Origin of the sequence: Pedobacter sp. (genome assembly GCF_037719805.1) — a bacterium.
Classification (GTDB): domain Bacteria; phylum Bacteroidota; class Bacteroidia; order Sphingobacteriales; family Sphingobacteriaceae; genus Pedobacter.
This window is the reverse complement of the sequence record NZ_JBBJLZ010000001.1, coordinates 836,954-861,707: the sequence shown is the minus strand read 5'-3', so window position 1 is coordinate 861,707 and position 24,754 is coordinate 836,954. Positions and strand designations below refer to the sequence as shown.

General features: G+C 40.6%; 26 protein-coding genes. 12 read left to right on the top strand and 14 right to left on the bottom strand.

Going from position 1 to position 24,754, the window contains the following annotated elements; translation table 11 throughout:
• Nucleotides 1-76: 76 nt before the first annotated feature.
• Together WKF66_RS03900 and WKF66_RS03895 are read right to left on the bottom strand one after the other, a co-directional pair.
• Complete coding sequence (locus tag WKF66_RS03900; RefSeq protein WP_489673095.1) at nt 77-550, bottom strand: DUF3347 domain-containing protein; 474 nt, start codon at nt 548-550, stop codon at nt 77-79.
• Nucleotides 551-625: 75 nt separating this feature from the next.
• Complete coding sequence (locus tag WKF66_RS03895; RefSeq protein WP_489673094.1) at nt 626-1,084, bottom strand: hypothetical protein; 459 nt, start codon at nt 1,082-1,084, stop codon at nt 626-628.
• Nucleotides 1,085-1,616: 532 nt separating this feature from the next.
• Here WKF66_RS03895 and WKF66_RS03890 point away from each other — a divergent pair.
• Nucleotides 1,617-1,799, top strand: coding sequence for a hypothetical protein (locus WKF66_RS03890; protein ID WP_489673093.1), 183 nt, complete (start codon nt 1,617-1,619; stop codon nt 1,797-1,799).
• On the opposite strand, the gene WKF66_RS03885 is transcribed toward WKF66_RS03890, so the two are convergent.
• Nucleotides 1,789-2,052: an isoleucyl-tRNA synthetase gene (locus tag WKF66_RS03885; protein WP_489673092.1), complete on the bottom strand. Its 264-nt coding sequence runs from the start codon at nt 2,050-2,052 to the stop codon at nt 1,789-1,791. The two genes, WKF66_RS03890 and WKF66_RS03885, sit on opposite strands and share 11 nt — an antisense overlap.
• 123 nt (nt 2,053-2,175) lie before the next feature.
• Here WKF66_RS03885 and ileS point away from each other — a divergent pair, with 123 nt between their 5' ends.
• The 5 genes from ileS to WKF66_RS03860 all read left to right on the top strand — a co-directional run bounded on the left by ileS (nt 2,176) and on the right by WKF66_RS03860 (nt 7,768).
• The gene (gene ileS / locus WKF66_RS03880; RefSeq protein WP_489673091.1) at nt 2,176-5,571 is read left to right on the top strand and encodes an isoleucine--tRNA ligase; all 3,396 of its coding nucleotides are present in this window, start codon (nt 2,176-2,178) and stop codon (nt 5,569-5,571) included.
• A 6-nt stretch (nt 5,572-5,577) separates the two neighbouring features.
• Nucleotides 5,578-5,961 carry a TraR/DksA family transcriptional regulator gene (locus WKF66_RS03875; protein ID WP_489673090.1) on the top strand — a complete coding sequence of 128 codons (384 nt, stop codon included), beginning with the start codon at nt 5,578-5,580 and terminating at the stop codon, nt 5,959-5,961.
• The gene (locus WKF66_RS03870; RefSeq protein WP_489673089.1) at nt 5,961-6,563 is read left to right on the top strand and encodes a lipoprotein signal peptidase; all 603 of its coding nucleotides are present in this window, start codon (nt 5,961-5,963) and stop codon (nt 6,561-6,563) included. The genes WKF66_RS03875 and WKF66_RS03870 overlap by 1 nt, the downstream gene beginning before the upstream one ends.
• A gap of 80 nt (nt 6,564-6,643) precedes the next feature.
• The gene (locus tag WKF66_RS03865) at nt 6,644-7,351 is read left to right on the top strand and encodes an SIMPL domain-containing protein (protein WP_489673088.1); all 708 of its coding nucleotides are present in this window, start codon (nt 6,644-6,646) and stop codon (nt 7,349-7,351) included.
• A 108-nt stretch (nt 7,352-7,459) separates the two neighbouring features.
• Complete coding sequence (locus WKF66_RS03860) at nt 7,460-7,768, top strand: hypothetical protein (protein ID WP_489673087.1); 309 nt, start codon at nt 7,460-7,462, stop codon at nt 7,766-7,768.
• Between the two features lie 105 nt (nt 7,769-7,873).
• Here WKF66_RS03860 and serS read toward each other — a convergent pair whose 3' ends face one another.
• Nucleotides 7,874-9,145, bottom strand: a complete 1,272-nt coding sequence (gene serS / locus WKF66_RS03855) for a serine--tRNA ligase (protein ID WP_489673086.1) — start codon at nt 9,143-9,145, stop codon at nt 7,874-7,876.
• 36 nt (nt 9,146-9,181) lie between these two features.
• Here serS and rsmI point away from each other — a divergent pair, with 36 nt between their 5' ends.
• From rsmI to lnt, 3 genes are read left to right on the top strand one after another with little or no spacing between them, the layout of a single operon-like run.
• On the top strand, nt 9,182-9,910 hold the full coding sequence (gene rsmI / locus WKF66_RS03850) for a 16S rRNA (cytidine(1402)-2'-O)-methyltransferase (RefSeq protein ID WP_489673085.1): 729 nt from the start codon (nt 9,182-9,184) through the stop codon (nt 9,908-9,910).
• Complete coding sequence (locus tag WKF66_RS03845) at nt 9,897-10,523, top strand: PH domain-containing protein (RefSeq protein ID WP_489673084.1); 627 nt, start codon at nt 9,897-9,899, stop codon at nt 10,521-10,523. Before rsmI ends, WKF66_RS03845 begins: the two co-directional genes overlap by 14 nt.
• 20 nt (nt 10,524-10,543) lie before the next feature.
• Nucleotides 10,544-12,160: an apolipoprotein N-acyltransferase gene (lnt, locus tag WKF66_RS03840; protein WP_489673083.1), complete on the top strand. Its 1,617-nt coding sequence runs from the start codon at nt 10,544-10,546 to the stop codon at nt 12,158-12,160.
• Here lnt and WKF66_RS03835 read toward each other — a convergent pair.
• Both WKF66_RS03835 and WKF66_RS03830 read right to left on the bottom strand, forming a co-directional pair.
• Nucleotides 12,157-13,797 (bottom strand): NAD+ synthase, encoded by a 1,641-nt coding sequence (locus WKF66_RS03835; RefSeq protein ID WP_489673082.1) that lies wholly within the window; start codon nt 13,795-13,797, stop codon nt 12,157-12,159. The genes lnt and WKF66_RS03835 overlap by 4 nt on opposite strands.
• 9 nt (nt 13,798-13,806) lie before the next feature.
• Nucleotides 13,807-14,475: a porin family protein gene (locus WKF66_RS03830; protein ID WP_489673081.1), complete on the bottom strand. Its 669-nt coding sequence runs from the start codon at nt 14,473-14,475 to the stop codon at nt 13,807-13,809.
• A gap of 17 nt (nt 14,476-14,492) precedes the next feature.
• Here WKF66_RS03830 and gldB point away from each other — a divergent pair, with 17 nt between their 5' ends.
• Together gldB and WKF66_RS03820 are read left to right on the top strand one after the other, a co-directional pair.
• The gene (gene gldB, locus WKF66_RS03825) at nt 14,493-15,569 is read left to right on the top strand and encodes a gliding motility lipoprotein GldB (protein ID WP_489673080.1); all 1,077 of its coding nucleotides are present in this window, start codon (nt 14,493-14,495) and stop codon (nt 15,567-15,569) included.
• A gap of 7 nt (nt 15,570-15,576) precedes the next feature.
• The gene (locus WKF66_RS03820) at nt 15,577-16,362 is read left to right on the top strand and encodes a patatin-like phospholipase family protein (RefSeq protein WP_489673079.1); all 786 of its coding nucleotides are present in this window, start codon (nt 15,577-15,579) and stop codon (nt 16,360-16,362) included.
• Here WKF66_RS03820 and WKF66_RS03815 read toward each other — a convergent pair whose 3' ends face one another.
• The 7 genes from WKF66_RS03815 to WKF66_RS03785 are packed head-to-tail and all read right to left on the bottom strand — an operon-like array spanning nt 16,363 to nt 23,251.
• On the bottom strand, nt 16,363-17,079 hold the full coding sequence (locus WKF66_RS03815) for a 2-phosphosulfolactate phosphatase (protein ID WP_489673078.1): 717 nt from the start codon (nt 17,077-17,079) through the stop codon (nt 16,363-16,365).
• A gap of 11 nt (nt 17,080-17,090) precedes the next feature.
• Entirely contained in the window at nt 17,091-18,170 is a 1,080-nt protein-coding gene (gcvT, locus tag WKF66_RS03810) for a glycine cleavage system aminomethyltransferase GcvT (protein WP_489673077.1), read from the bottom strand.
• Between the two features lie 39 nt (nt 18,171-18,209).
• Nucleotides 18,210-19,412 (bottom strand): glycosyltransferase family 4 protein, encoded by a 1,203-nt coding sequence (locus WKF66_RS03805; protein WP_489673076.1) that lies wholly within the window; start codon nt 19,410-19,412, stop codon nt 18,210-18,212.
• An 18-nt stretch (nt 19,413-19,430) separates the two neighbouring features.
• A complete protein-coding gene (gene rnhB / locus WKF66_RS03800; RefSeq protein ID WP_489673075.1) occupies nt 19,431-20,042 on the bottom strand; it encodes a ribonuclease HII in 612 nt (203 codons plus the stop codon).
• A 23-nt stretch (nt 20,043-20,065) separates the two neighbouring features.
• On the bottom strand, nt 20,066-21,157 hold the full coding sequence (locus tag WKF66_RS03795; RefSeq protein WP_489673074.1) for an ABC transporter permease: 1,092 nt from the start codon (nt 21,155-21,157) through the stop codon (nt 20,066-20,068).
• On the bottom strand, nt 21,157-22,296 hold the full coding sequence (locus tag WKF66_RS03790) for a glycosyltransferase family 2 protein (RefSeq protein WP_489673073.1): 1,140 nt from the start codon (nt 22,294-22,296) through the stop codon (nt 21,157-21,159). Before WKF66_RS03790 ends, WKF66_RS03795 begins: the two co-directional genes overlap by 1 nt.
• Entirely contained in the window at nt 22,274-23,251 is a 978-nt protein-coding gene (locus WKF66_RS03785) for a hypothetical protein (RefSeq protein WP_489673072.1), read from the bottom strand. The genes WKF66_RS03790 and WKF66_RS03785 overlap by 23 nt, the downstream gene beginning before the upstream one ends.
• A 43-nt stretch (nt 23,252-23,294) precedes the next feature.
• Between WKF66_RS03785 and ruvC the strand changes: the two genes are divergently transcribed.
• Nucleotides 23,295-23,858: a crossover junction endodeoxyribonuclease RuvC gene (gene ruvC / locus WKF66_RS03780; RefSeq protein WP_489673071.1), complete on the top strand. Its 564-nt coding sequence runs from the start codon at nt 23,295-23,297 to the stop codon at nt 23,856-23,858.
• Here the strand turns inward: ruvC and WKF66_RS03775 are convergent.
• Complete coding sequence (locus WKF66_RS03775) at nt 23,851-24,708, bottom strand: DUF4349 domain-containing protein (RefSeq protein ID WP_489673070.1); 858 nt, start codon at nt 24,706-24,708, stop codon at nt 23,851-23,853. The two genes, ruvC and WKF66_RS03775, sit on opposite strands and share 8 nt — an antisense overlap.
• Nucleotides 24,709-24,754: the final 46 nt, after the last annotated feature.

The following is a 24,754-nucleotide window of genomic DNA, read 5'->3' as shown; positions in this document are numbered from 1 at the left end:
TTTGGATAGACCTGTTTCATGTGTTTTTTTAGATAGTAAGAAAGCCCCAAGCGATCGCTTGGGGCAATAGTCAAAATTACTTTATAGTTTCAACTACATTTCCGCAGGTCAGCATGGCGGTGCCGTAGTAAGGATTTTTTACAGCCTTCTCACTACTTAACCAATTGCTCTTTTTCATAGGGCAATACATTTGATAAACGGGCTGAGCAGATAATTTGGAATTTTTAGCTAAGGCGATCATACTGGTCGAAAGCCCCGCAAAATGTTCCCTCTGAATTTTCAAGTCTTTGCTTTTGGCAATTTTTGCAGCGTGTTCCAGTAATCCGTTACGGTTACCTTCACTCATGGCTTTAGCATCCGTACTGTTCAAGACTTTAATCAGATCGCCAGCTTTAGAAGCCGCAAGGCTCGAGTTTCCGCCTACTAAGGCATCTTTGACGTTATAATATAAAGGAAGTACCGCCGAAGTTTGCGCATGGTCTTGTTGTGCAAAGCCAGTTTGCACAAAGGCGGTTGCAAGAAAGGCAACCAATAGAAATATCTTTTTCATTATCGTGATTTTAAAGTGTATAATAATTTGGCCGGATAGACCTTACTACCGGAATAAAAAATTAAATCTTAAAAATCAAATCTGAAAACTTTGAATCGCAATTCGAACGTCTGCAATCGGAGGCCGACAATGCCTCGCGAAGTACGAATTGGGAATATTTACCGAAACTATACCTGACGTGCTGCGAAAATTGTGAAGTGCAACGGGCAAAATGAAAGAAGGCAATGACAGCAGGCTGTAGTCAAAGCTAGACTGTTGTAGCTTATCCGCCTTGGTTAATTTTGCTACTTCTTCCTTACAACAATTGTCTTTTGATTTTTTTGGTGCATGATGATCAGCCGCAGGTTGTCTATGCTCGTGCTTATGGCCATTATCATGTTTGTGGCTATGAACACTAATTTCCGGCTTTCGATGATGATCATTTTTAATACCCATATCCGTACTTATAGCACAAGCAAACCCTACTATTGTATTCAACAGGAATACAACGGTTAAAAAGGCAGCTTTGGATTGTATGGATAAAAAGCTTTTCATTGTATATTAAAGGTAAGTATTTTAGAGAAACACTACATACAAATGTATGCTAGTTCTGCTGTAATAGTTTATAGAATTTGGATAAAAAGTTATAAAGTTTTGCTATATGCCTGGCATTGTGAACACCATCTGGCTCACTTGAAAACATGCTAAACAATATGATAAGTATTCGCTCCAATTAAAAGATCTAACTACTTTTTGAATCTATATGATATACCCAGTTGTAAAGTGTTATAGGAAGCTCGATTTGTGCCCAAGCTATTTTTGAATTCATAGGGCGTCAGTATCCGATAATCTATATTCATTTCAATAGCATTAAATTGAATTCCAACACCCACTTTAAAGCCATAATTCACCTTATTTGGCTTGGTTGCTTTAATAATTTCGTTAACGTTATTACCATTAAATAAGGTAAATGGTGGGTTGAGTAGGGGTTGGCTTATCCCTAGCCGAAGCAATCCCTACTAAATGCCGATTCAACGATCTAGAAAACCTAACTTAGTGACAAGCTACCAAATAATAAAAAACTAAAATGATTAGACTAAATCAAGACACACCGTCTGAAGTATTACATGATGTTAGAGAAGGTAATCTGGTAACAGATACTTTTAGCAAGACAGGATTGGTGGAAAAGATCGAAATCGAAGACGACGGTTTATATAGGATATATACCTTTACACTTGTTACGGGACGAGTGATTACAGTTAAGAAGTAGCGCCTTTTGGCTCTTCTTCCATTAACTCATGTTTCTTAGGATCAAGCTCCACTTTCCCTTTTTTATCTTTCTTGGCAAATAGAATTGGATAAATCGCCATCAATGACCCTGCTACAAAAAGCAGGCCCGCCAATGTAAGTACATAAGAACTTTCTTCCATCTTATTAGCGCTCATGATACCATAAGCTACCAGTGCTAGTATTCCTAATATGAATGCGATCACAGCTTTTTGAAGTTTCAATACCTTTATCATGGCAACAGATTTTGATTATACTACGCTCATGATCAAAAATCAAACCAAAGAGAGGCCATAACTTCAATTTCTCAATCAAATATCATAACTTTGCATCCTTTAATTTTTGGAGATATTTAATTGATGTATAGGGAATTTAAACAGTTAGAACTAGCTAAAATAGGTAAAGAGGTACTGGAGTTTTGGAAGTCTGAAAATATCTTTGAGAAAAGCATTTCAAGTCGCCCAAAATCTAACCCCTTCACTTTTTATGAAGGCCCACCTTCGGCAAATGGAATGCCTGGCATTCACCATGTAATGGGGCGTGCTATTAAAGATATCTTTTGCAGGTATAAGACACTTAAGGGCTTCCAGGTAAAACGTAAAGGAGGTTGGGATACCCATGGACTTCCCATCGAGCTTGCTGTAGAAAAGAAATTAGGAATCACTAAAGAAGATATTGGTAAAAAGATCTCTGTAGAAGAATACAATACCGCTTGTCGGGAAGAGGTAATGAAGTACACTGATGTATGGAATGATCTTACCGAAAAGATGGGCTACTGGGTAGATTTAGAAAACCCATATGTCACTTACGAAAACGAATACATTGAAAGTTTGTGGTGGATCTTAAAGTCATTTTACGACAAAGGATTACTTTATAAGGGATATACGGTACAGCCGTATTCACCCGCTGCTGGCACAGGATTAAGCTCGCATGAGTTGAACCAGCCTGGTACTTATAAAATGTTAAAGGATACATCTATCACTGCACAGTTTTTCCTAAAGAAAGATCAACAGCATCCTTTAGCAGAAATTCTGTTTAGCGAGCCTACAGAAGATACAGCCATCATTGCCTGGACCACTACTCCTTGGACTTTGCCATCAAACGGTGCACTCGCTGTAGGTGAAAAGATCATTTATGTGCAAGTGCAGACTTTCAACCAGTATACTTACCAGCCTATAAATGTTATTTTAGCAAAAGATCTGCTGAACAAGCATTTCAAGGCCGAAGCGAAAGACACTTCTTTTGAAGATTATAAAGCAGGTGACAAACTGATCCCATGGACGGTTAAGGCAGAGTTTACTGGTAAAGAATTGGTTGGCTTACGTTATGAGCAATTAATGCCCTACGTCACCAGTGTGGAACTGGATGAAAATGCATTCCGTGTGATTCCTGCAGACTATGTAACTACGGACGATGGTACGGGCATAGTTCACATTGCTTCCGTATTTGGTGCAGACGATTTCCGGGTGGCAAAAGAAAGCGGAATACCTGCGGTGATGATCAAAGATGAGCAAGGAAACGAGCTTCCTTTGGTAAATAAGCAAGGTAAATTTGTAGCTGAGGTAACTGATTTCGCCGGCCGCTATGTGAAAGAAGAATATTATAGTGACGAAGAACGCAAATCGCCAGATTTTAGATCTACTGATGTCTTGTTAGCAATAAAGCTTAAAGAAGACAACAAGGCATTTGACGTTAAGAAATATGAGCACAGTTATCCGCATTGCTGGAGAACAGACAAGCCGATCCTTTACTATCCACTTGACAGTTGGTTTATAAAAACTACTTCTGTAAAAGAGAAAATGGTGGCTTTAAACAAAACGATAAACTGGAAGCCTGAAGCTACGGGAACAGGTAGATTTGGCAACTGGCTTGAAAACCTGGTAGACTGGAACTTATCCCGTTCGCGTTATTGGGGTACACCCTTACCAATCTGGCGTACCGCAGATGGCCTTGAAGAGAAATGTATTGGTTCTATTGCTGAGCTAAATGCTGAGATCGCCAAATCTGTTGAAGCTGGTTTTATGGAAGCTTCTTTCGAATTAACAGACATGCACCGTCCCTTCGTGGATGATGTGATCCTTGTTTCGCCTAAGGGCGAAAAAATGGTCCGTGAATTAGATCTGATCGATGTATGGTTCGATAGCGGTGCGATGCCATATGCCCAGTGGCACTTTCCTTTCGAGAATAAAGAAGAATTTGAGAACGCTTATCCGGCAGATTTCATTGCCGAAGGGGTCGATCAGACTCGTGGTTGGTTCTTCACCCTACATGCTATTGCAGTGATGTTAAGTGAAAGCAGTGACGAGATAAAAGCAATCAATGAGAGGATTAACAATGGCGGGGTAGCTTTCAAAAATGTAGTTTCAAACGGATTGGTGCTGGATAAAAACGGTAATAAGATGTCTAAACGTCTTGGCAACGGAATCGATCCATTTTCGACCATTGACACTTACAGCGCTGATGCCACCCGCTGGTATATGATCAGCAATGCTTCACCATGGGATAACCTTAAGTTTAGCATGGAAGGTTTGGATGAGGTACGCCGTAAGTTTTTCGGTACGCTTTACAACACCTATGCGTTCTTTGCATTATATGCAAATATCGATAAATTCGAAATTGATGTAAATAACCAGACACCAGTTTCAGAACGCTCTGAGCTGGACCGCTGGATTCTTTCGTTATTGCAAACACTAACCGCAGAAGTAGACGAAAGCTATAATACTTATGAGCCAACAAAGGCAGCCAGAGCTATTCAAACCTTTGTAGATGAGCACCTGAGTAATTGGTACATCAGATTATCCCGTCGCCGTTTCTGGAAAGGCGAGATGACAGCTGATAAAAAGGCTGCATATGAAACCTTGTACAGCTGTTTAATGACGGTTTCGCAGTTAATGTCTCCTATTGCTCCTTTCTTCTCCGACTGGCTCTTTCTAAACCTGACTGCAGGTGATGAACGTAATGAGGTACAGTCCGTTCACTTATCAATCTGGAACGAGGCTGACACTTCCTTAATTGACACAGAACTGAATGAGCGCATGCACCTGGCGCAAGACATTTCTTCTATGGTATTGTCGCTACGTAAAAAGATGAGCATTAATGTCCGTCAGCCTTTAGCTAAAATCCTCATACCGGTATTGGACAATAAGTTCGCTTCCCGTGTTGAATTGGTTAAGGAATTGATTTTATCGGAAACCAATATTAAAGAAATACAGTATATCACTGACACTGCAGGGTTCATCACTAAAAAAATTAAACCTAATTTCAAGGCGCTGGGGCCTAAGGTTGGTAAAGACATGAAGCTGGTTGCTGAGGTGATTACAAAACTGGATCAGGAACAGTTGGCGCAGTTCGAAGCAGATGGAAAATACAGCATTCCTGGTACTTCTTACGAAATCGACCTATCTGATGTGGAGATTATGGCAGAGGATATTCCTGGCTGGCAGGTAACTAATATGGGAAATCTGACTGTGGCCCTTGACGTGACCATTACTGAAGAGCTGAAACAGGAAGGTTTATCCCGTGAGCTGATCAACAGAATACAAAATTTGCGTAAGGAGTTGAATTTTGAAGTGACGGATAGAATTAACGTCAGGTTACAAAACCATAATCTAATCACTAATGCAGTAGGAATAAATAAGAACTACATTTGTTCCGAAATCCTGGCAAACGACCTCCTATTAGTGGATGATATAAACAGTGCAAACAAAATAGTAATCGATGACGTTGAGCTACAGATTTCGGTTACAAAACAATAAATAATTATGGAAAAACCGACAAAAACAAGGTATTCTGATAGCGAATTACAAGAGTTTAGAGAGCTGATTCAGGGTAAATTACGCATGGCAAGAGAGGAATTTCTTGATTTAACAGGCTCTTTAAGTAGCCCAAATTCAAATGGTACTGAAGACACTTCAGGCACATACAAAACGCTTGAAGATGGTTCTGCAACTTTAGAGAAGGAGCAGCTAAACCAGTTGGCAGCGCGTCAAAAGAAGTTTATCGAAAGCTTAGAGGCAGCATTGGTTCGTATTGAGAACAAAACTTATGGCATCTGTAGAGAAACGGGTAAACTGATTCAAAAAGAACGTTTACGTGCGGTTCCTCATGCTACTTTAAGTATGGAAGCTAAACTGAAGCAGTCGTAATGAAAGGATATACTAAACCTTTACTTATTATTTTTCTCGTGCTATTGGCTGACCAGGTTTTAAAAACCTGGATTAAGACGAATATGTACATAGGCCAGGAGTTTAAAATTATTGGCAATTGGTGTATTATCCACTTTACGGAGAATAACGGGATGGCTTTCGGGCTTGAATTTGGCGGTGAATTTGGGAAGCTTGCATTATCGTTATTTAGAATATTTGCGGTTGCTGGTATCGGTTATGGCCTACATTACCTGATTCAGAAGAAGTATCATAGAGGATTGATCCTTAATGTAGCACTCATATTTGCAGGGGCGCTCGGGAATATTATTGACTCGGTATTCTATGGTAAGATCTACGGATATGCAGAATTATTCCATGGCCGGGTGGTGGACATGTTCTATTTCCCTATTCTGGAGGGGCACTTTCCTACGTGGTTTCCAATCTGGGCAGGAGAAGAATTTATCTTCTTCAGGCCGGTATTCAACATTGCCGATGCTGCTATATCTGTGGGAGTGATCATCATTCTTATCTTTCAAAAAACCTACTTCAAGGAAGAACTTCATGAAGAAATAGGCCCTAATAATGAGGTGGTTGAAGAATAGTCTCTCCATTCTTCAACATCCTGTGTGGAATTGATAGAAAAACTACATCTATCTATCAAACACAAATGAAATTAAATATTATGAAAAAGTTATTAGCCATCGCCTTTGCCGCTGTACTTAGTTTAAGCGCAAGTGCACAACAAGTTGATTTAAGAAAGAAAATTAGTGTAAGTGGTTCTTCGGAGATGGAGGTTACGCCAGACATCATTTACCTAAGCATATCTTTAAAGGAATACTTCAAAGACAATAGTAATAAGAAAAAGGTAGACATCACTACCTTAGAAAATCAGTTGTTTACCGCTGTACAAAAAGCAGGACTAGATAAAGATAATTTGACCATTAACAACTTGTCAAGCTATAATTATGCAACTGAGAAAAAAAAGAACCCTGACTTCTTAGCTAGCAAACAGTATCGTTTGAAAGTTACTGACCTCAACAAATGGAATGATATTATCGGCGCTGTAGATGCCAAAGGCATTGCTTACACGAACATTGAGAGTTATGATTACTCAAAAATCGAAGCGTTAAAAAAAGATTTAAAAGTAAAAGCATTGCAGGCCGCCAAAATCAAAGCATCTTATTTAGTTGAAGCACTGGGCGATAAGCTTGGAAGTGTAATTGATATTCAGGAAGTAAACAATGAGCAGTATCCTCAACCAATCTATCGCACCAACATGATGATGAAAAGTGCAATGGCTGATGTAAATGCGGAAGCTGCAGCTGCAGATATAGACTTCAAGAAAATTAAGCTTAACTATACAATGAATACTGTATTTGAGATCAAGTAGTGCTCATTTAAGCATTCAAGTTTATGTTCAAACATCGTTTAAAGCCTACTAAATACTTTGGTAGGCTTTTTGCTATTAGCTAACATATCACCAAAAACCTCAAACATTATGAAAAAACTAATTTACTCTTTAGTGCTGGTTTTCACACTAGCCATCAGTGCAAACACAGTTTCAGCTGCCGACAACAAAGACAAAAAAGAAATGACTGCTGAGCAGCAAGTTCAACTTCAACGAATTACTAATCGTGTTGAAGAAATCAAGGCTATGGATAAGTCTAACTTAACTAAAGTTGAGAAAAAGGAATTGAAAGGTGAATTGAAAGAATTGAAAAAACAAGCTCGTGCTGTAGGCGGAGGTGTTTATCTTTCAGTTGGTGCGATCATTATCATCATCCTTTTGTTGATCTTAATTTTATAGAATATTTCTATATCCACTCCAGTATAAAAAAAGCTTCCTTGATGGAAGCTTTTTTTATTTAATACAGTTTGAAAACCGGTGAAGGCAGTATATTTTTTGCCTAGGTTAGTTGATGTACTCGAAGCCTGTGTACTTCACAAGCACTTCTGGGATTCTGATCCCCTTCTCTGTTTGATTGTTCTCCAGGATAGACGCTACTATACGCGGCAAGGCCAGGGCGCTTCCGTTTAAAGTATGCGCCAGCTGCGTTTTACCGCTTGCTCCCTTAAACCTAAGCTTAAGGCGGTTGGTTTGATAGGTTTCAAAGTTTGAAACAGATGATACCTCTAACCATCTTTGTTGTGCAGCACTCCAGACCTCCATGTCATAAGTCATTGCAGCTGCAAAACCGGTATCACCTCCGCAAAGACGAAGTACGCGGTAGTGCAAGCCAAGTTCCTGTAAGATCGATTGTACATAAGCACTCATCTCCTCTAAAACGTCGTAAGAAGTTTCCGGGTGTACTACTTGTACAATCTCCACTTTATCAAATTGATGTAGTCTGTTTAATCCTCTCACATGCGCTCCGTAAGAGCCAGCTTCACGACGGAAGCATGGTGTATATGCAGTATTCTTAATGGGAAGATCTTCTTCCTTAAGAATTACGTCTCTGTAGAGATTGGTAACCGGGACCTCTGCGGTAGGAATAAGGTAAAGATTGTCTATCCCTGAGTGGTACATTTGTCCTTCCTTATCGGGAAGTTGACCCGTTCCGAAACCCGAAGCTTCATTGACCAAAAGCGGCACCTGCATTTCTTTATAGCCTTTTTCTGTTGCACGGTCTAGAAAGAAGTTGATCAGCGCACGTTGTAATTTTGCCCCTTTGCCTTTGTAGACAGGGAAACCTGCACCTGTAATCTTGGTTCCTAGTTCAAAATCGATGATATCATACTTAGCTGTCAGTTCCCAGTGCGGTAGTGCATTTTCTGGAAGAACTGCAGGCTCACCGTGCACATATATTGTTTCGTTGTCTTCTGCAGTGGTTCCAGGTTTTACAAGGTGGTGAGGAAGGTTAGGCAACTGCACGATCAGATTTTGGAGCTTCAATTCAGCAGCAGTAAGCTGGTCTGACAGTGTTTTATGTTGCTCTTTATTCGCGCCGGTTTGTCCTTTAAGTGCCTCAGCCTCTTCTTTTTTACCGTTGCGCATCAACTCACCGATCTGTTTAGCACTGGAGTTCGCCGCGGCGGAAAGATTATCCAGCGAAGTTTGAAGTTGTCTGCGTTCTTCATCAACGTTTATAATTTCATCAATTAGTTCAGGTTGTTTGAAATTCCGGACGCTCAATCGTTCTAAAACTTTCTCTCTATTTTCGCGGATATAGTTAACTTGCAACATTATTTTATATTTTGAACCAAAGATAATAACATAACTGTGATTGGTAAATTATTTCTTGTCCCCACCCCTATTGGAAACCTCGAAGATATGACCTTCAGGGCGATAAGAATCTTAAAGGAAGCGGACATTATTCTTGCAGAAGACACCCGTACCAGTGCGCCAATGTTGAAGCATTTTGGAATCGATAAAAAGGCATATTCCCATCATCAGCACAACGAGCATCAAGCCACATCAGAGATCATTAAATTTTTAAAAGAAGGTAAAAACGTTGCGCTAATTTCTGACGCGGGAACACCTGCAATATCAGATCCTGGGTTCTTTTTAGTTAGAGAAGCCATTAAAAATGAGTTGGAAGTGGAATGCTTACCCGGCGCTACCGCATTTGTACCTGCATTAGTAAATTCTGGGTTGCCTGCAGATTCTTTTGTCTTTGAAGGCTTTCTACCAGTTAAAAAAGGGAGACAGACGCGTTTTAAAAAACTAGCCGAGGAGGAGAGAACAATGGTCCTTTACGAGAGTCCCCATCGATTGTTAAAAACCCTTGAAGAATTTGGACAGTATCTGGGTGCCGACAGGCAGGCTTCGGTAAGTAGGGAGCTCACTAAACTTTATGAGGAGACAGTAAGAGGAACGTTAGAAGAGATCAAATTATATTATGAGAATAATATACTAAAGGGAGAATTTGTAATTTGTATTGCCGGATGCGAGCCTAAAAAGGCAAGCAAAAAGAACTTTGATAAAGAACAAGACGATGACATTTATTGATAAATTTTTAAGCGACGAACAAGATCCGAAAGCAGTTGAGCGCGTGCTAGGTAAGCTGAATGACATGCTGGGCAGCAATGAGGAGCTTATCTATATTGCAGTTCAAAAGAAACCAGCAGTCAATTTGTTACCAGATTGTATAGCTGTTAGCAATAGACGAATATTCTATTGCGAACCTGGCAACTTTGGCATTACGATGAACTTCAAAGATATATCCTGGAAAAGCATCAAAGAAGTGTCGTTTAAAGAGGAATTATTCGGATCGAAGTTCATTTGTGTCCCGCAGCAAGGAGAGAATATTGCTACTGAATATATACCGAAAGTACAGGCACGCAAACTGTATCAAATTGCGAACGAACAGTTGGAGAGTTTTAAAGAACAACAGAAACAGACGGAACGGGAAGAGAAACTGGAAGTGGTGGAAGAAAGTGTTTCCTTTTATACTCCTCCAGAAATCGTTGCAGCTCCTACGCCCTCTCCTGCGCCTGCAGTTGAAGAACCGGAAGATGAAGCTACGCTCAAATTACGAAAACTTAAGACTTTGTTTGATAAGCAACTGATAACTCAGGAAGAGTATGACGCCAAGAAGGCGAATATTCTTGATACACTTTGATATTTTTAACAACTCTCTGAATGAACCCCAAGAAAACATTGCTCCTTGCCCTCTTAAGTGCTTTTTTAATGTGGCTTGGGTGGCCTCCTATTCCATACACGACGCCACTATTGCTTGTTGGATTGGTTCCTCTTTTAGTTGCGTATAACGCGATCAAAAAAGGAAAAACAATTAAGAAAGGTAAACGGGTCTTTCTAACTGCCGGACTAACGTTTTTAGTGTGGAACACGGCAAGCATTTACTGGGTTTATAATGCGATAGTTCAGGTAAATGATCCATGGGTAGCCGCCCTGGTGTCATTGATACCATACGGACTCGGCGCCTTATTGATGACTGGATCTTTCTGGTTATATTATCGCCTGGACAGGGTTACCAACAAGTATATCGCATATACAGGGCTGATTGCCTTTTATATCTCTATGGAATTCTTACACCAAACCTGGGATCTTTCATTCCCTTGGATGACACTAGGCAACGGCTTGTCAGGCATGCATCAACTGGCACAATGGTATGAATATACGGGCGTTTATGGGGGTTCTGTATGGATCTTATTGAGCAATATTCTAGCTTATGAAGCTTATGCCGTATACGGCAGTCAAACAACTCCTGGTAAATCAAGGCCTGCATTGATATGGCTTGGAGTAGTGATAGTGCCCGCGGCATATTCAATGACGCGATATTTCCAATACAAGGAAAAGGAAGTACCTGTAAATGTGGTTACTGTTCAGCCGAATATTGATCCGAATGACAAATTTGACCGGATCAGCGCAATGGAGCAACTGAATACCTTAATTAAACTTTCTGACTCCTTAGGACAACCAAACACCGAATATTTCCTTTGGCCCGAGACCGCCATACCACAAGCTACTGAGGAAGATCAAATTAGAAGTAGTGCCTCTTATATTACAGCACAATCGTTCTTGAATAAATATAAGAATGGAACGCTAATCACAGGCATTGAGAGTGTAAAACGCTACCGAGACAAAGAGACAACATCAGCTAAACCGACCGGAAGCGGCGATTACTATGACAACTTTAACACGGCAGTGCAGATAGAGAATACTGCAAATGTTCAGTTTTACCATAAGTCTAAGCTTGTTCCCGGTGTTGAAAAAATGCCCTTTCCGACGGCTCTTGCCTTCTTAGCACCGGTCTTTGAGGGTTTCGGCGGAACAGTTGGTGGCTGGGGATGGCAAGATAAGCCAGGTGTATTTTATGCATACAGCGGCATTGGCGTAGTTCCGGTAGTCTGCTATGAGTCCTTATGGGGAGGTTGGATTGGAGAAGCGGTTAGAAACGGTGCTCAATTTATTGCGATAATCACAAATGACGGCTGGTGGGGCAACACCTCAGGGAAAGACCAACACTTGATCTATGCGAAACTCAGAGCTATCGAAACTAGAAGATACGTTGTTCGCTCTGCAAACACGGGTATATCCTGTTTTATCAACCAACGTGGAGATATCACGCAGCAAAGTAAATGGTGGACGCAAACGGCTTTAAAAGGCGACATTAACTTAAATGACGAGCTCAGCTTTTACGTGTTGTATGGAGATTACATACCAAAAACATTGTGTTTGCTAGGCGCGGTATTAATACTAATCATACCCTACAGACGCTGGGTAAAGAAAGCTTAAGACAAGTATTTACCCACAATTGGCATTCTTCTTCCCATACCAAACGCTTTTGGCGACACTCTTAAAATGGGTGGTGTTTGGTAGCGCTTGAACTCTGCAGTATTAACCATTTTGATAACCTTTCTTACCAATGTCTCATCATAACCTTGAGCAATTATGGAAGAAGAGCTTTGTTTCAACTCGATATATTGAAATAAGATCTTATCCAGCACGTCGTACTCAGGTAGTGAATCTGAATCCTTTTGATCTGGCCGGAGTTCTGCTGAAGGCGGCTTTACAATAGAATTTAAAGGAATCATCTCGCTATCCTTGTTGATAAACCTTGCAAGTTCAAATGCTTGTGTTTTATATAGATCGCCGATCACGCCAATTGCTCCACACATGTCGCCGTACAGAGTACCGTAACCTACGGCACATTCACTTTTGTTAGAAGTATTGAGAAGTATGTAACCGAACTTGTTTGACATCGCCATAAGGATGATGCCACGGCACCTGGCTTGAATATTCTCTTCCGCAAGGTTTTGAGGCAGATCTTTAAATGCTGGTTTCAGCACATGTTCAAAAGCATCCGCGGTTTCTTTAATCGCAATAACCTCGTGCATACATCCAAAGTTATTTACCAGATTCATTGCATCCTGAATAGAGTGGTCCGAAGAATATTTCGAGGGCATCAGCACAGCCATCACATTTTCAGGACCAAGTGCTCTACATGCAAGCGCACAGACAATAGCAGAATCTATTCCACCTGATAGCCCAAGCACTGCTTTACTGAAACCTGATTTAACAAAATAATCGCGAATACCTAAGATCAAAGCACTGTAGATTTGTTCAATATCTGCTGGCGGCGTGTGTTGTCTTGGGGTAAAACCGATAATATCAGTACCCTCAAGTTCATACAAACGAAGGTCTTCCTTGAAATATGCCATCTCGTCCAAAAGGTTTCCTGACCTATCGAATACCAGGGAACCACCGTCGAATACAATTTCCGTTTGAGCTCCTACCTGATTAACATACAACAAAGGCAGATTATACGCTTTAGCGTTGTTCGCTAACACAACCATCCTTCTGTCATCATGAAAATAAGAGAAAGGTGAGGCCGCAATATTAATCATCAGATCTGGCTGTTGAACAATCAATTGGTCCATCGGATTTGAAACATATAATGGATTGTCATTGATGTTCCAAAGGTCTTCGCAAATGGTTAAGGCAATCTTTTTGCCTTTAAAGTGAATGCAATCAAACTCTACTCCTGGTTCAAAATATCTGTATTCATCGAAGACATCATAGTTAGGTAATAGCGCCTTTTTTACAGTCGCTTTTATTTCTCCCTCTTCGATGAAGTAAGCAGCATTATAAAGATCTTTCCCTGCGATCTGATCATTTTTGATAGGAAGACCAATGATACAAGCAATTCCGTGACAGTGCTCGGCAATCTCTAATGCAGAACTGTGACACAGTTCAATAAACTCGTCAAACTCCAGAAAGTCTCTTGGCGGGTAGCCGCAGACAGCAAGTTCTGCAAAAACAACAAGATCAGCCCCCTTACTTTTAGCCAGTTGTATGTGATCTATTATTTTCTTTGTATTGGCTTCAAAGTTTCCAATATGGTAGTTCAGTTGCGCCAGTGCTATCTTCATAAAACTTTCTTAAAAAAACACGCCAAGATTAATGCCTATATAATGGTTTCTCACGGTCGAACTTTTCGAACTTGTGATGTCGGTAAATCCGTTATTGAAGGTTATGCCTGTAGTAAGGCTTGTGTTACCTGAAACTTCAAATTCTGCTCCCGCCCCTATGATCAACCCGGCACGGTAAAATTTGATGTCGTCTTTTATATTGATGTCTTTCATTGAGGTTCCGTTAGTCATGTCAGCATCTTGCTTAGCACCTATTAAAATCCCATTAGACAATCCGAACTGGCCGTAGTACCTCACTTCGTTAATTTTTACTGTCTTCAATTTTAACGTAAGTGGAAGCTCTACATATTGGATCTTATACTTCAGCCCATATTCTGCTTGGGAGTCTGGTCCTGGATCGTTATTAATGACAACAACCTCTGTGCTTTTACCATTTACAGTTGTTATGGTAAGGCCTGTAGCGAAGCTATAATTTTGAGTAAAGTTGAAATCGCCAATGATTCCGTAGGAGAACCCAAGTGAAACACCATTGCTTTTACCAATGTCTGGCTTTACCCAGCCAATAGTTGGATGCGCTGTAAGCCCCAATCTAAAGCCATAGTATGGAGAAGAGGGGTCCTGAGCAAAGACTGTACCCGTAAAAAACAAAAGCATTAACCCAATAAATGTTCTTTTCATAATTATATTTGTTAGTAATGACGTACAAACCCATACACCGCCAAAGCTATCTATTTTTTATTTTAAAAGCTATTAAGCGCTGCGCTGGTGATCGCCTGGTTCTTCTTGTGATGCTATCTGTACTTATGTCGTGTAAACAGCACAACAGGCCTGATGTAGGAGAAGTTTCTGTAAATGTAAAAATAGAAAGATTCGATAAAGATCTCTTTGCAGGCAAAGGAAAAGACATTGTTCAGACGGACGCCTTCCTAAGTAAAAAATACGGCATATTTTATAGAGACTATGTGGAAAGAATCGTCGGTGATGGCAATTACAGTGGTCCGCAGATCTTATCTACGCTTTATAATGACAAGGCTTACAGTGATCTGAACAAAGAAGCAGAAGGCGCATTTGCTAATATTGCAAATATTGAGGGCGATTTAACACAGGTTTTCAAGTACATCAAATACTATTATCCTAAAAGCAAAACCCCTAGATTTATCTCCTTTGTTTCTGGCTTTGCAGTACAAACGCCAATTGGGGATCAATATTTGGGTATCGGCTTAGACATGTTTATGGGCAAGAACAGTCCATTCTATAAAGGAATTATACGGAGCGTCCCTGCTTACCTATCCCGCCGCTTCGCCCCAGAATATGTGCCCACCAGAGTAACGGAAACCTTTGCCCGTGAGGAACTTTTTCCTGAGCGTGATGAAGACAGGACTTTAATTTCAAAAATGATCCACAATGGAAAGATTTTATATTTTATGGATCAGGTACTGAATGAAGAGTTATCCGACAGTCTAAAGATCGGCTACACATCTCAACAAATTGAATGGTGTAAAACCTATGAGGCGGATATATGGGGGTTCTTTCTGGAGAATGACCTGCTATTTGAAACAGATTACCAGAAGATCCAGGTCTACCTAAGTGAGGGTCCATTTACGCCGGGCCTTGGAGACAAAAATCAGTCTGCCCCTAAATTGGGCGTATGGATGGGTTGGCAGATCGTTAAGAAATATATGCAAGAGAATAAGGACGTTACACTCCAGCAGCTAATGGCCGAAAGGGATGCACAAATTATTCTGACCGGTTCAAAGTACAAACCAAAATGATGTGAGTATGAAAGTTGGAATAGTTTTATCAGGCGGAGGGATTAGAGGAATCGCACATTTAGGTGTATTAAAAGCCTTTATCAATGCGGGCATTAAATTTAGCCATATTAGTGGCACAAGTGCAGGCGCTATTGCAGGAGCCTTTTATGCTGCAGGGATTGACCCCGAAGAGGGACTGAATATATTTATAAAGACAAGGCTATTAAGATTCATCAGGCCAGCAGTTAGTGCTCTGGGCTTGATTAACATTGAACACACCTCTGAGATACTTAAAGACTATCTCCCTGATGATAGCTTTGAGAGCTTAAAAATTCCATTAACTATAGCTGCCACCAATTTTAGTGAGGGCAGATTGGTTTACTTTAACAAAGGCCCCCTGATCAGAACCATTCAGGCGTCGAGCTGTATCCCCGGGATTTTTAGGCCAATTATGATTAATGATCAGATGTATGTCGATGGTGGTATACTAAATAACTTCCCTGTAGAGCCCCTTATGGAAGATTGCGACTTTATTATTGGCTCGTCATGTAACCATTTAAAATCTGTGAATAAGATTACCAATATTACATCTTTGATTACCCGCGCAAGTATCATGTCTATCAACAAGGATATGGAAGAGAAAGCATCGTTTTGTAATGTCTTGATCGAACCAAAAGGTATGGGCGAGATTAATACGTTTGACATGAACAAGGCGGAAACCATTTATTGGCTTGCTTATGAAGAGACCTTAAAGACGATTAAGAACAACGAAAGTCTGAAGTTTCTGGCTAAAAAACCGATTGAAAAACCATAGCTAAGCGCTGATCGCTACCAACCGAGTTCCGTCCAATACAGGAATGGCTTTGCAGATGTTATATTGCAGGCAAAACTTAACATCTTCTTCAATATTTAGCGCAGCAAGTCTATGGCTATGTGATGATTTATTGATGTAAGCCCTTAAGTCTGGTTTAGCAAGCTGGTATAAGTCTTCTGCGGCAACGCTTGCATCATCAAAATGATTGAAGTGTTGTTTAAGCTCTGATATGACAGCACCAGCAAACAAAGTATCTTCTAAATTGAAATTATCTTTCCACCCTGCGCATAAGAGTAAAACGCTTTTATTCTGCAACTTGATCCAGGAACATAGTGCTTCGAGATTTAGAAAGGAGCCAATTACAACCTGATGGGCACGTTCCCTGGCGAGATGTAAAGCTTTAGTACCGTTCGTTGTGGTCAATACAATTGTTTTTCCTGCGACCTTATCTTTGGCGTAAGAAAAGGGGGAGTTTCCGAAGTCATACCCTTGTACCACTTCTCCGTTGCGCTCTGCAGCTAACAGAAATCCCTGGTCTGCATACGCTAGACAATCTTCAACTTGTGCAACAGGAATAATCGCAGTGGCGCCATTATCGATCCCGTAGACTATTGATGAAGTTGCTCTTAATATATCAATAACAACGACTATGCTATCTTCAATTGAATAGAGATCTAGTAAAGCGGGAGTGAGGCAAACCTCCAGACGTTTTTCCATATAGCGATGGCCTATTTATAAAAAGGAAACTTTACTACTTTGGCTCTGATGTTGGCATTTCTGATCACAATAAAAACCTCTGTACCTTCTTTATCAAAGCCTTTATTCACATAACCCATGCCTATCGCTTTCTGCAATGAAGGAGCCTGAGTGCCTGAAGTAATCTTACCAATGATATTTCCATCTGCATCAGCAATATCATAATCATGACGTGGAATACCCCTGTCAATCATCTCTAACCCGACAAGCCTGCGTTTGATGCCTGCCTCTTTTTGCGCAAGCAGTGCTTCAGAATTGGTAAACGTCTTTGTGAACTTAGTGATCCAACCCAGTCCGGCTTCAATAGGCGAAGTAGTGTCATCAATATCATTGCCATACAAGCAGAAACCCATTTCCAAACGCAAAGTGTCCCTTGCAGCCAAACCAATTGGTTTGATCGCCAGTGAAGCTCCTGATTCGAAAATAGCATCCCAGATTTTAAAGGCATGCTCATTGTCAAAATAGATCTCAAATCCTCCTGCCCCTGTATAGCCGGTTGCGGATATAACCACATTATTCACACCTGCAAAAGTGCCTTTTACAAAACTGTAATACTCCATGGAAGCTAAGTCGACATCGGTGAGCGCTTGCAAAGCTTCTGCGGCCTTAGGACCTTGTATAGCAAGGAGTGAGGTTTTATCTGAGATGTTGTGCATCTCAACATTTTTTGTGTTGTATTTTTGGATCCAATTCCAGTCCTTCTCAATATTGGAAGCATTCACAACCAACATATAAGTTTTCTCATCAATTTGATAGACCAGAAGGTCATCTACTATACCACCATCTTCATTAGGAAGGCAAGAGTACTGTACTTTACCATTATAGAGCTTGGAAGCATCATTGCTTGTGACACGCTGAATAAGATCCAATGCATGCTCACCTTTTAAAATGAACTCACCCATGTGACTTACGTCAAATACACCCACACCTGTTCTAACCGCATTGTGTTCAACATTAATCCCTTCATATTGAACGGGCATGTTATAACCTGCGAAGGGCACCATTTTAGCGCCAAGTGATATGTGTTTGTCTGTAAGTGCGGTAGTGTTCATATGAAGTATCTGTAAAACTTGGGCGAAATTAATGAAAATTTAAGCACTTATCAGTTTTTGATAGATATTCAGCATCTTTTGAGAAATCTTCGAAATATCATGGTCGCGTTCAACAGTTTTTCTAGCATTTTCACCAATCTCACGCCACTTATTTGGATTCGTAAGGCACTGGAGTATAGACCTGTAAAATTCATCAGCTGTATTTGCGATCAGGATATCCTTGCCAGGGTTACACTTTATCCCTTCTGCGGCCATACTGGTAGCGATAATACACTTTTTCATCGCCATACCCTCAATGATTTTTACCCTCATTCCACTTCCTGAAAGCATAGGAACAATCATGATGTCTTTGGAATTTATAAATTCTACCGCGTCAAAGACCTCTCCTTCCACTACAATATTTTCAGAATCATAATTAAAGAATTCACGCTGCATATTTTTCCCGGCAATATAAAACCTTAACTCGCTATTTAGCGGTTCAATGTCGGGCCATATCTCATCAAGAAACCACTCCAAGCCCTCTTTATTTGGTCGCCAATCCATCGCGCCCAAATGAAAAAGCGTTGGAAAAGTGTTTTTACTTTCACCGATAATGTACCTGTCGAAGTCAAGTGCAACAGGAAACACTTCGATGCCTACCGCACACCCGAAACGAAGAATGCTTTGTCTGTCCTGTTCACTGATTGCAAAAACATGATGGAAACGATTGATCTGCTCCGTTTCGTAAACCTTTAGCCGTCTCGCAAGGAACTGAAGGTATTTGCGTCTCGGGGTAAACCGCTCAATCATGGCTACCCGCTCCCACACGTCAAACTCAATGTTATGTGCCCTGTAGATAATCTTCGCAGCGCTATTTCCTTTGACAATGTCAAGATAAGGGACCACGAAAAGACCTTCGAATTGCACAATATCAAAGACGTTTTCTCTTAAAATATCTTCCAGGAGCTTTCCTGCTTCTTCATCAAAATAACGGGAGACATTGTAGGACTGATTGGAAAAGATATTGAATAGCGCGCCCCAAATGTTTACATCTGTATCCAGACTGAAGGAGTGAAACTTGATGTTTTCGAATACCGGGTCGTAAATATCCTCTACATCTACTTTGTTCTTGAGGGGATTAATACTGAATAAAGTGACTTCAACATCAAGACGCAATAATCCTTTGATAGTATTGTAAACAACTATCGGATACCCACTATTAGGTGGAAAAGGGACTCTATTTGTAAGAATAAGCGTCTTCACTTAGAGTGAAAATACTAATTATCCTTCGCTTTCTAAAAAGAGTTCTAGTTGGGGATCTGAAATTGTGAAAGTTTTACGGTGATATGGTGATAGCCCGTGTTCCAGGGCGGCTGTTCTATGAATAATTGTCGGATACCCTTTGTTTTGATGCCATTGATAGTGAGGGTACTGCAAAGAAATATCCGCCATGTACTGATCACGGTGGGTCTTCGCTAAAATAGATGCTGCAGCGATGTTTAAGTATTTGCCATCCCCTTTAATTATGCAGGTATGAGAAATATTTGGATAAGCATGGAATCTGTTTCCGTCGATGCTTAAGTGTTTAGGCTGAATGGCCAGCTTCTCTACGGCACGGTGCATAGCGAGAAAAGATGCGTTTAAAATATTGATCTTGTCAATCTCGATATTATCAACCGCTGCAACTGCCCAGGCAATTGCTTCCTTTTCTATGATCAGCCTAAGCGCACAGCGTTGCTGGTGCGTAAGTTTTTTTGAATCGTTGAGCTCACCGGGATCGAAACCTTTTGGCAAAATCACCGCCGCTGCGAAAACAGGTCCGGCGAGGCAACCCCTTCCTGCTTCATCACATCCCGCCTCCAACAAATCTTCCTGATAGCAATTCAACAACATAGCACAAAGTTAGTAATATTCGTCTAAACCGAAATATTTTGAGATTTTACATCGAAAGCGTCTCTCAATCCTATTGCAAGCAGGTTGAATGCATAAACTGTAAGCATAATCGCCGTTCCTGGAAGTATAGCAAGGTATGCGGCATCCATTATGATGTAGCCGTAATGCTCTTTGATCATAGTTCCCCAGCTTGGCATAGGCGGTTGTGCTCCAAAACCCAAAAAGCTGAGTCCAGTCTCCAGTAAAATAGCAGCAGCGAAATTGGCAGAGGCAACCACCAGTATCGGTCCCGCAATGTTAGGCAGAATATGCTTGATGATGATCCTTGTTGTGGAAAAACCAAGGGCTTTAGATGCTTCTATAAACTCTACCTCCTTAAGAGACATTACCTGACCTCTAACAAGCCTGGCTACATCAACCCAGGTAGATAGTCCCACCGCAATAAAGATCTGCCAAAATCCCTTCCCTAAAGCAAATGAAATTGCAATGACGAGCAGTAAGGAAGGCAAAGACCAGATTACATTCATCAGCCAGCTGATAGACGCATCAACTTTGCCCCCAAAGTAACCCGCAATCGCGCCCAGTCCAACGCCAATAAATAAGGAGATCAGCACCGCCATCAAGCCTACAGAAAGCGATACTCTAATTCCTAGAATAAGCCGGCTAAGCAAATCACGACCATAGATATCTGTGCCTAACAGGAATTTTTGCTGGTAAAGGTATTCCCCGGAGACCAATGGATAAGCCTTCTCTTCCGCCTGTTCATCGTCTCCGATATATTCCCTTGCATAAATATAGCTGCCTTGTTTCCTGACAGAAGTAACAGGAATACTTTTATAGTTGAGCTCCTGACCATAAAGCATCTTCTCTAAAATATTAACTTCTCTGATGCTTTGATTCCTGCTAACGATAAGGAATTGAAAGCTGCGACCTGGCTTTCTGTTACTCAATTGTAAATGCATGGTGTTTGCCTGGGGGGTCTTGTCCGGTGTGATTAGATAGCCCAGAATACCCATCAGGATCAGAATTAATATGAAAGTAAGACCGGCCAGAGCGAACTTGTCTTTTTTAAAACGTTTCCATATCTTTTGCGAGGGGCTGTTATCTTGACTCATTACCTTACCATCCTACCTTTCCAGTTGTATTTACCTGAATTACCAGCAATGCCAATATAAACAATATACAGGATATGCATGATGTTTAGAATTGGAAGCAGTGCCAAAAGTTTTTGTCGGCCAGCAAACTTTGTTACACCAAGTAAAAATAGAAACTCGAATACTATCTTGATGAGAAGCTGTATAACCGCTACTTTGAAAAGCTCAAAGATAAAAATGCCTGCCAGCAAATTCAGGATGATACTGACGTTAAAAACCCATACCGTTACACCAAGAACGATGATGCCCTTGTTTTTGTATCTAGTACTTTTAGAAGCCCATCTTTTCCGCTGTTGTATAAATTCACCCAGGGTAGATTTAGCATGAGTATATACTATTGCTACTTTGCTTTTCAGAAAACCAATCTTGTTGCCATAGCGCGCAGCCATTTTGTGCAACAGCAACTCATCATCGCCGGAGGCAAGATCATCGATACCAGTGAAACCACCGACCTCATAAAAAGCTTTTTTTTCATAAGCAAGGTTTGCTCCGTTACATGTCGATGGTTGGTCGTTGCCTATAGTTGAGGCTCCAAGTCCGATCAGATAAAGAAACTCGAGTGACTGAGCCCGCTCAAAAAAGCTTTTCTCTTGAAAATAGGCTACTGGCGACGAGATCATCTTGAAGTCGTTTTGCTCGTAATAAGCTACAATAGTAACCAGCCAGTCCTTACCCATTCTACAATCGGCATCTGTAGTAACAATCAAGTCGCCTTTGCACTGCCCAATCGCGGTTTGAATGGCTTTCTTTTTATAAGAGTTTAAAGCATTGGATTCATTTAGGGAAATCAACGTGACGCCCTGTGCGGCATAGGAAGATATTATTTTAGCGGTATTATCCGTTGAATGGTCATCAATAATAATGATTTCAGTCAAACGTCCTGGGTAGCTTTGACAAAGCAGATCTTCAATGGTGTTGGAGATAATCTCTTCCTCGTTTCTTGCGGCTACAATGATCGAGACTATAGTCGATCCTACGTGTTCGGTAGGTTTAACAAAATCTGCCAACCGGCTCCATCCTCTGATAAAAGAGCAGACGATTAACACATATATCAAGGTAAGCAGATAGGAGAAAAAGCTAATTGCGCTGAGTATTTCCAAAAAAGTTGAGTTTAATCACAAAGAATGCGCCTAAGATAGCAGGAATTATAATATTTATCAGCCAAATGCTTGCTGTACATGCAATGACGGCCACATCCTGATCAGTAACTGAGCTAAAGAAATAGGAGGCTGTAACGCTTCTGACCCCAATATCGAACAGGTCCAAAGAAGGCAAAGTAGACTGGACAAAAAAGAGAATACTGACCATCATTAGTATGTCCAGATAATGAATCTGAGGAATAAGCCAGTAAAATAAGATGAAATACTGGCTACTGAATACGGCGTATCTCGCCAGGCAAAAAAGCAGTATTTTGAGCAATTCAATTTTCTGATATCTTCCAAGGATGCTATAAAATTTCTTATACTTCCGTGTGATCCTCATAGAGAGCAGTAACCCATTTAACCACTTTATGTTAAAATAGAAGATGATGAAAAAAGCGCAAAACATTATTGAGAGCACCAATAACGCATAAAACAGCCTGTAATCAAGATCGGCGAAACGGTAGATGTAAAAGCAGAGTGCAATTGCTCCAAAGACATTGGTCAACACCATCTGACCTATATTTCCAACTGCCATAGCTACAACGCCAACTATTCTTCGCTTAGGTGACAAGAAGAAAACTCTGCCGCCATATTCTCCCAGTCTATTTGGTGTAAACACTGCCCATGTTAGTCCACAGAACACCGATTCTATCGCTCTCCATACCGATATACGTTCTACACTGGAAATTAAACTCTTCCATTTCAACGCTTCTAACCCCCAATTCACAAACATTAAGGTGACTACCACACCCAAAACAACAATGATTTCTAATTGGGGAATATCGCTTAGCAGATTTCCGAATAACCGAAGATTCTGGTTGGTTGTAAGCTTATTATAAATAAACCAAAACGCAAATGACACGATGCCGGATTTAATAAGAACGGAGAAAATCTTTTTGTACTTGGTGGTCACTTTGTTCGGTTTACTATCTGCAAATATGCTTAATATTGTGGTAATGTTGATCGAAAAAAAAGAGCGGGTGATTATGGGTATCGATCCTGGTACGTCTATAATGGGTTACGGGGTTGTGCTAGAGCGGGGTAGCAAAATAGAATTGATTACGATGGGCATTGTACGTATGGATCACCTTGATGATCATTTCTTAAAACTACAGCGCATATTTGAAAAGACGATCGTACTGCTTGACGAATTTAAACCTGACGTCCTTGCCTTAGAAGCACCTTTTTATGGGAAGAATATTCAAGTAATGTTGAAGCTTGGCAGAGCGCAAGGCATAGCGATGGCGGCTGCGCTCTCAAGGAATATTCCGATTGCAGAATATGCTCCGCGAAAAATTAAGCAATCAATAACAGGTAACGGAAATACAAGTAAAGAACAAGTAGCAGCCATGCTGCAGCGTTTACTGAATTTTAAAGAGACACCTGAGTTTCTAGACGCGACAGATGGACTTGCCGTCGCCGTTTGTCACTCTTTTCAAAGAGTATCAACATCAGGCACCGGCAAGTCGTATTCTGGTTGGGAAGCGTTTGCTAAAGACAACAAGAAACGCGTTAAATAGCCTTTTGCTGCAAGGACTTGTTTCTTTGGTAATACTTATAGGTAAAGTAACCAAGTGCGAATAGTACTACGAGCATCCATAGATTTGCAACTGCCAATATCAATTCCATAAATATCATCCATCCATTTTGCAGGTTTAACCAAAGTCTATTGAAAAAGTCAGGTCGGAAATCTTCAAGCCTGTCATTCTCTACTACCAATTTCTGTAAGGTATTATCTTGATAAAAGCTTAGAATAATTGTGCTGTAGCTTACCTGAGAGTCAATTAGCATATTCTGGATCTTCTTATCGACATAACTATCTTTCAAGTAGAGGGCGGTCTCTACATTGTTACTCTTTTTGTTAGCATGCTTATTTAGCTGCTCGACGGCTTCTACTCTGTTATCATTCTTTAATTTGTTATCAAGATACGCCATACTTTGGTCATCCATTGTCATGGATTGCTGGTCAATAAAGACTGCCATTTTCGCCACTTTGTTAGTGAACTCATCTATTTTATCAGATGGAACTCTGGCGGTTATCGACCCTTCTGTTCGGTAAGATGTGAGTTCAACAAGCGAATCAGCAGAGTATCTTACTTTTTCCGACTTTTGAATGTTACTTTGAACAGTGAACTGTGCTACCGATCCTTTTTCGGCTTTTATAGCAGCACTCAATTTTTCTTTTGTCTGCTGAACACTCTTTACTCTAAATCTCATATCTGCGGTCTTGACTATTTTCTCCGTTAGGATGGTGTCAGAGCTTTCAAGCGATGTACTTGTATTATCGGCAGTTTCGCCGAACGATGATTTTTCACGGTTGCAGCCAAGGAAGGCCGCACTAACTAATAGTAAAACCAGATACTTTTTCATATTCGAATTGATTAAGATTTTCCCTTAATACAAAAATATTTATTAG

Coding starts and splice junctions, on each gene's coding strand:
- WKF66_RS03900 (WP_489673095.1), bottom strand. CDS start 550: ATGAAAAAGATATTTCTATTGGTTGCCTTTCTTGCAACCGCCTTTGTG.
- WKF66_RS03895 (WP_489673094.1), bottom strand. CDS start 1,084: ATGAAAAGCTTTTTATCCATACAATCCAAAGCTGCCTTTTTAACCGTT.
- WKF66_RS03890 (WP_489673093.1), top strand. CDS start 1,617: ATGATTAGACTAAATCAAGACACACCGTCTGAAGTATTACATGATGTT.
- WKF66_RS03885 (WP_489673092.1), bottom strand. CDS start 2,052: ATGATAAAGGTATTGAAACTTCAAAAAGCTGTGATCGCATTCATATTA.
- ileS (WP_489673091.1), top strand. CDS start 2,176: ATGTATAGGGAATTTAAACAGTTAGAACTAGCTAAAATAGGTAAAGAG.
- WKF66_RS03875 (WP_489673090.1), top strand. CDS start 5,578: ATGGAAAAACCGACAAAAACAAGGTATTCTGATAGCGAATTACAAGAG.
- WKF66_RS03870 (WP_489673089.1), top strand. CDS start 5,961: ATGAAAGGATATACTAAACCTTTACTTATTATTTTTCTCGTGCTATTG.
- WKF66_RS03865 (WP_489673088.1), top strand. CDS start 6,644: ATGAAAAAGTTATTAGCCATCGCCTTTGCCGCTGTACTTAGTTTAAGC.
- WKF66_RS03860 (WP_489673087.1), top strand. CDS start 7,460: ATGAAAAAACTAATTTACTCTTTAGTGCTGGTTTTCACACTAGCCATC.
- serS (WP_489673086.1), bottom strand. CDS start 9,145: ATGTTGCAAGTTAACTATATCCGCGAAAATAGAGAGAAAGTTTTAGAA.
- WKF66_RS03845 (WP_489673084.1), top strand. CDS start 9,897: ATGACATTTATTGATAAATTTTTAAGCGACGAACAAGATCCGAAAGCA.
- lnt (WP_489673083.1), top strand. CDS start 10,544: ATGAACCCCAAGAAAACATTGCTCCTTGCCCTCTTAAGTGCTTTTTTA.
- WKF66_RS03835 (WP_489673082.1), bottom strand. CDS start 13,797: ATGAAGATAGCACTGGCGCAACTGAACTACCATATTGGAAACTTTGAA.
- WKF66_RS03830 (WP_489673081.1), bottom strand. CDS start 14,475: ATGAAAAGAACATTTATTGGGTTAATGCTTTTGTTTTTTACGGGTACA.
- gldB (WP_489673080.1), top strand. CDS start 14,493: ATGACGTACAAACCCATACACCGCCAAAGCTATCTATTTTTTATTTTA.
- WKF66_RS03820 (WP_489673079.1), top strand. CDS start 15,577: ATGAAAGTTGGAATAGTTTTATCAGGCGGAGGGATTAGAGGAATCGCA.
- WKF66_RS03815 (WP_489673078.1), bottom strand. CDS start 17,079: ATGGAAAAACGTCTGGAGGTTTGCCTCACTCCCGCTTTACTAGATCTC.
- gcvT (WP_489673077.1), bottom strand. CDS start 18,170: ATGAACACTACCGCACTTACAGACAAACACATATCACTTGGCGCTAAA.
- rnhB (WP_489673075.1), bottom strand. CDS start 20,042: ATGTTGTTGAATTGCTATCAGGAAGATTTGTTGGAGGCGGGATGTGAT.
- WKF66_RS03795 (WP_489673074.1), bottom strand. CDS start 21,157: ATGAGTCAAGATAACAGCCCCTCGCAAAAGATATGGAAACGTTTTAAA.
- ruvC (WP_489673071.1), top strand. CDS start 23,295: ATGTTGATCGAAAAAAAAGAGCGGGTGATTATGGGTATCGATCCTGGT.
- WKF66_RS03775 (WP_489673070.1), bottom strand. CDS start 24,708: ATGAAAAAGTATCTGGTTTTACTATTAGTTAGTGCGGCCTTCCTTGGC.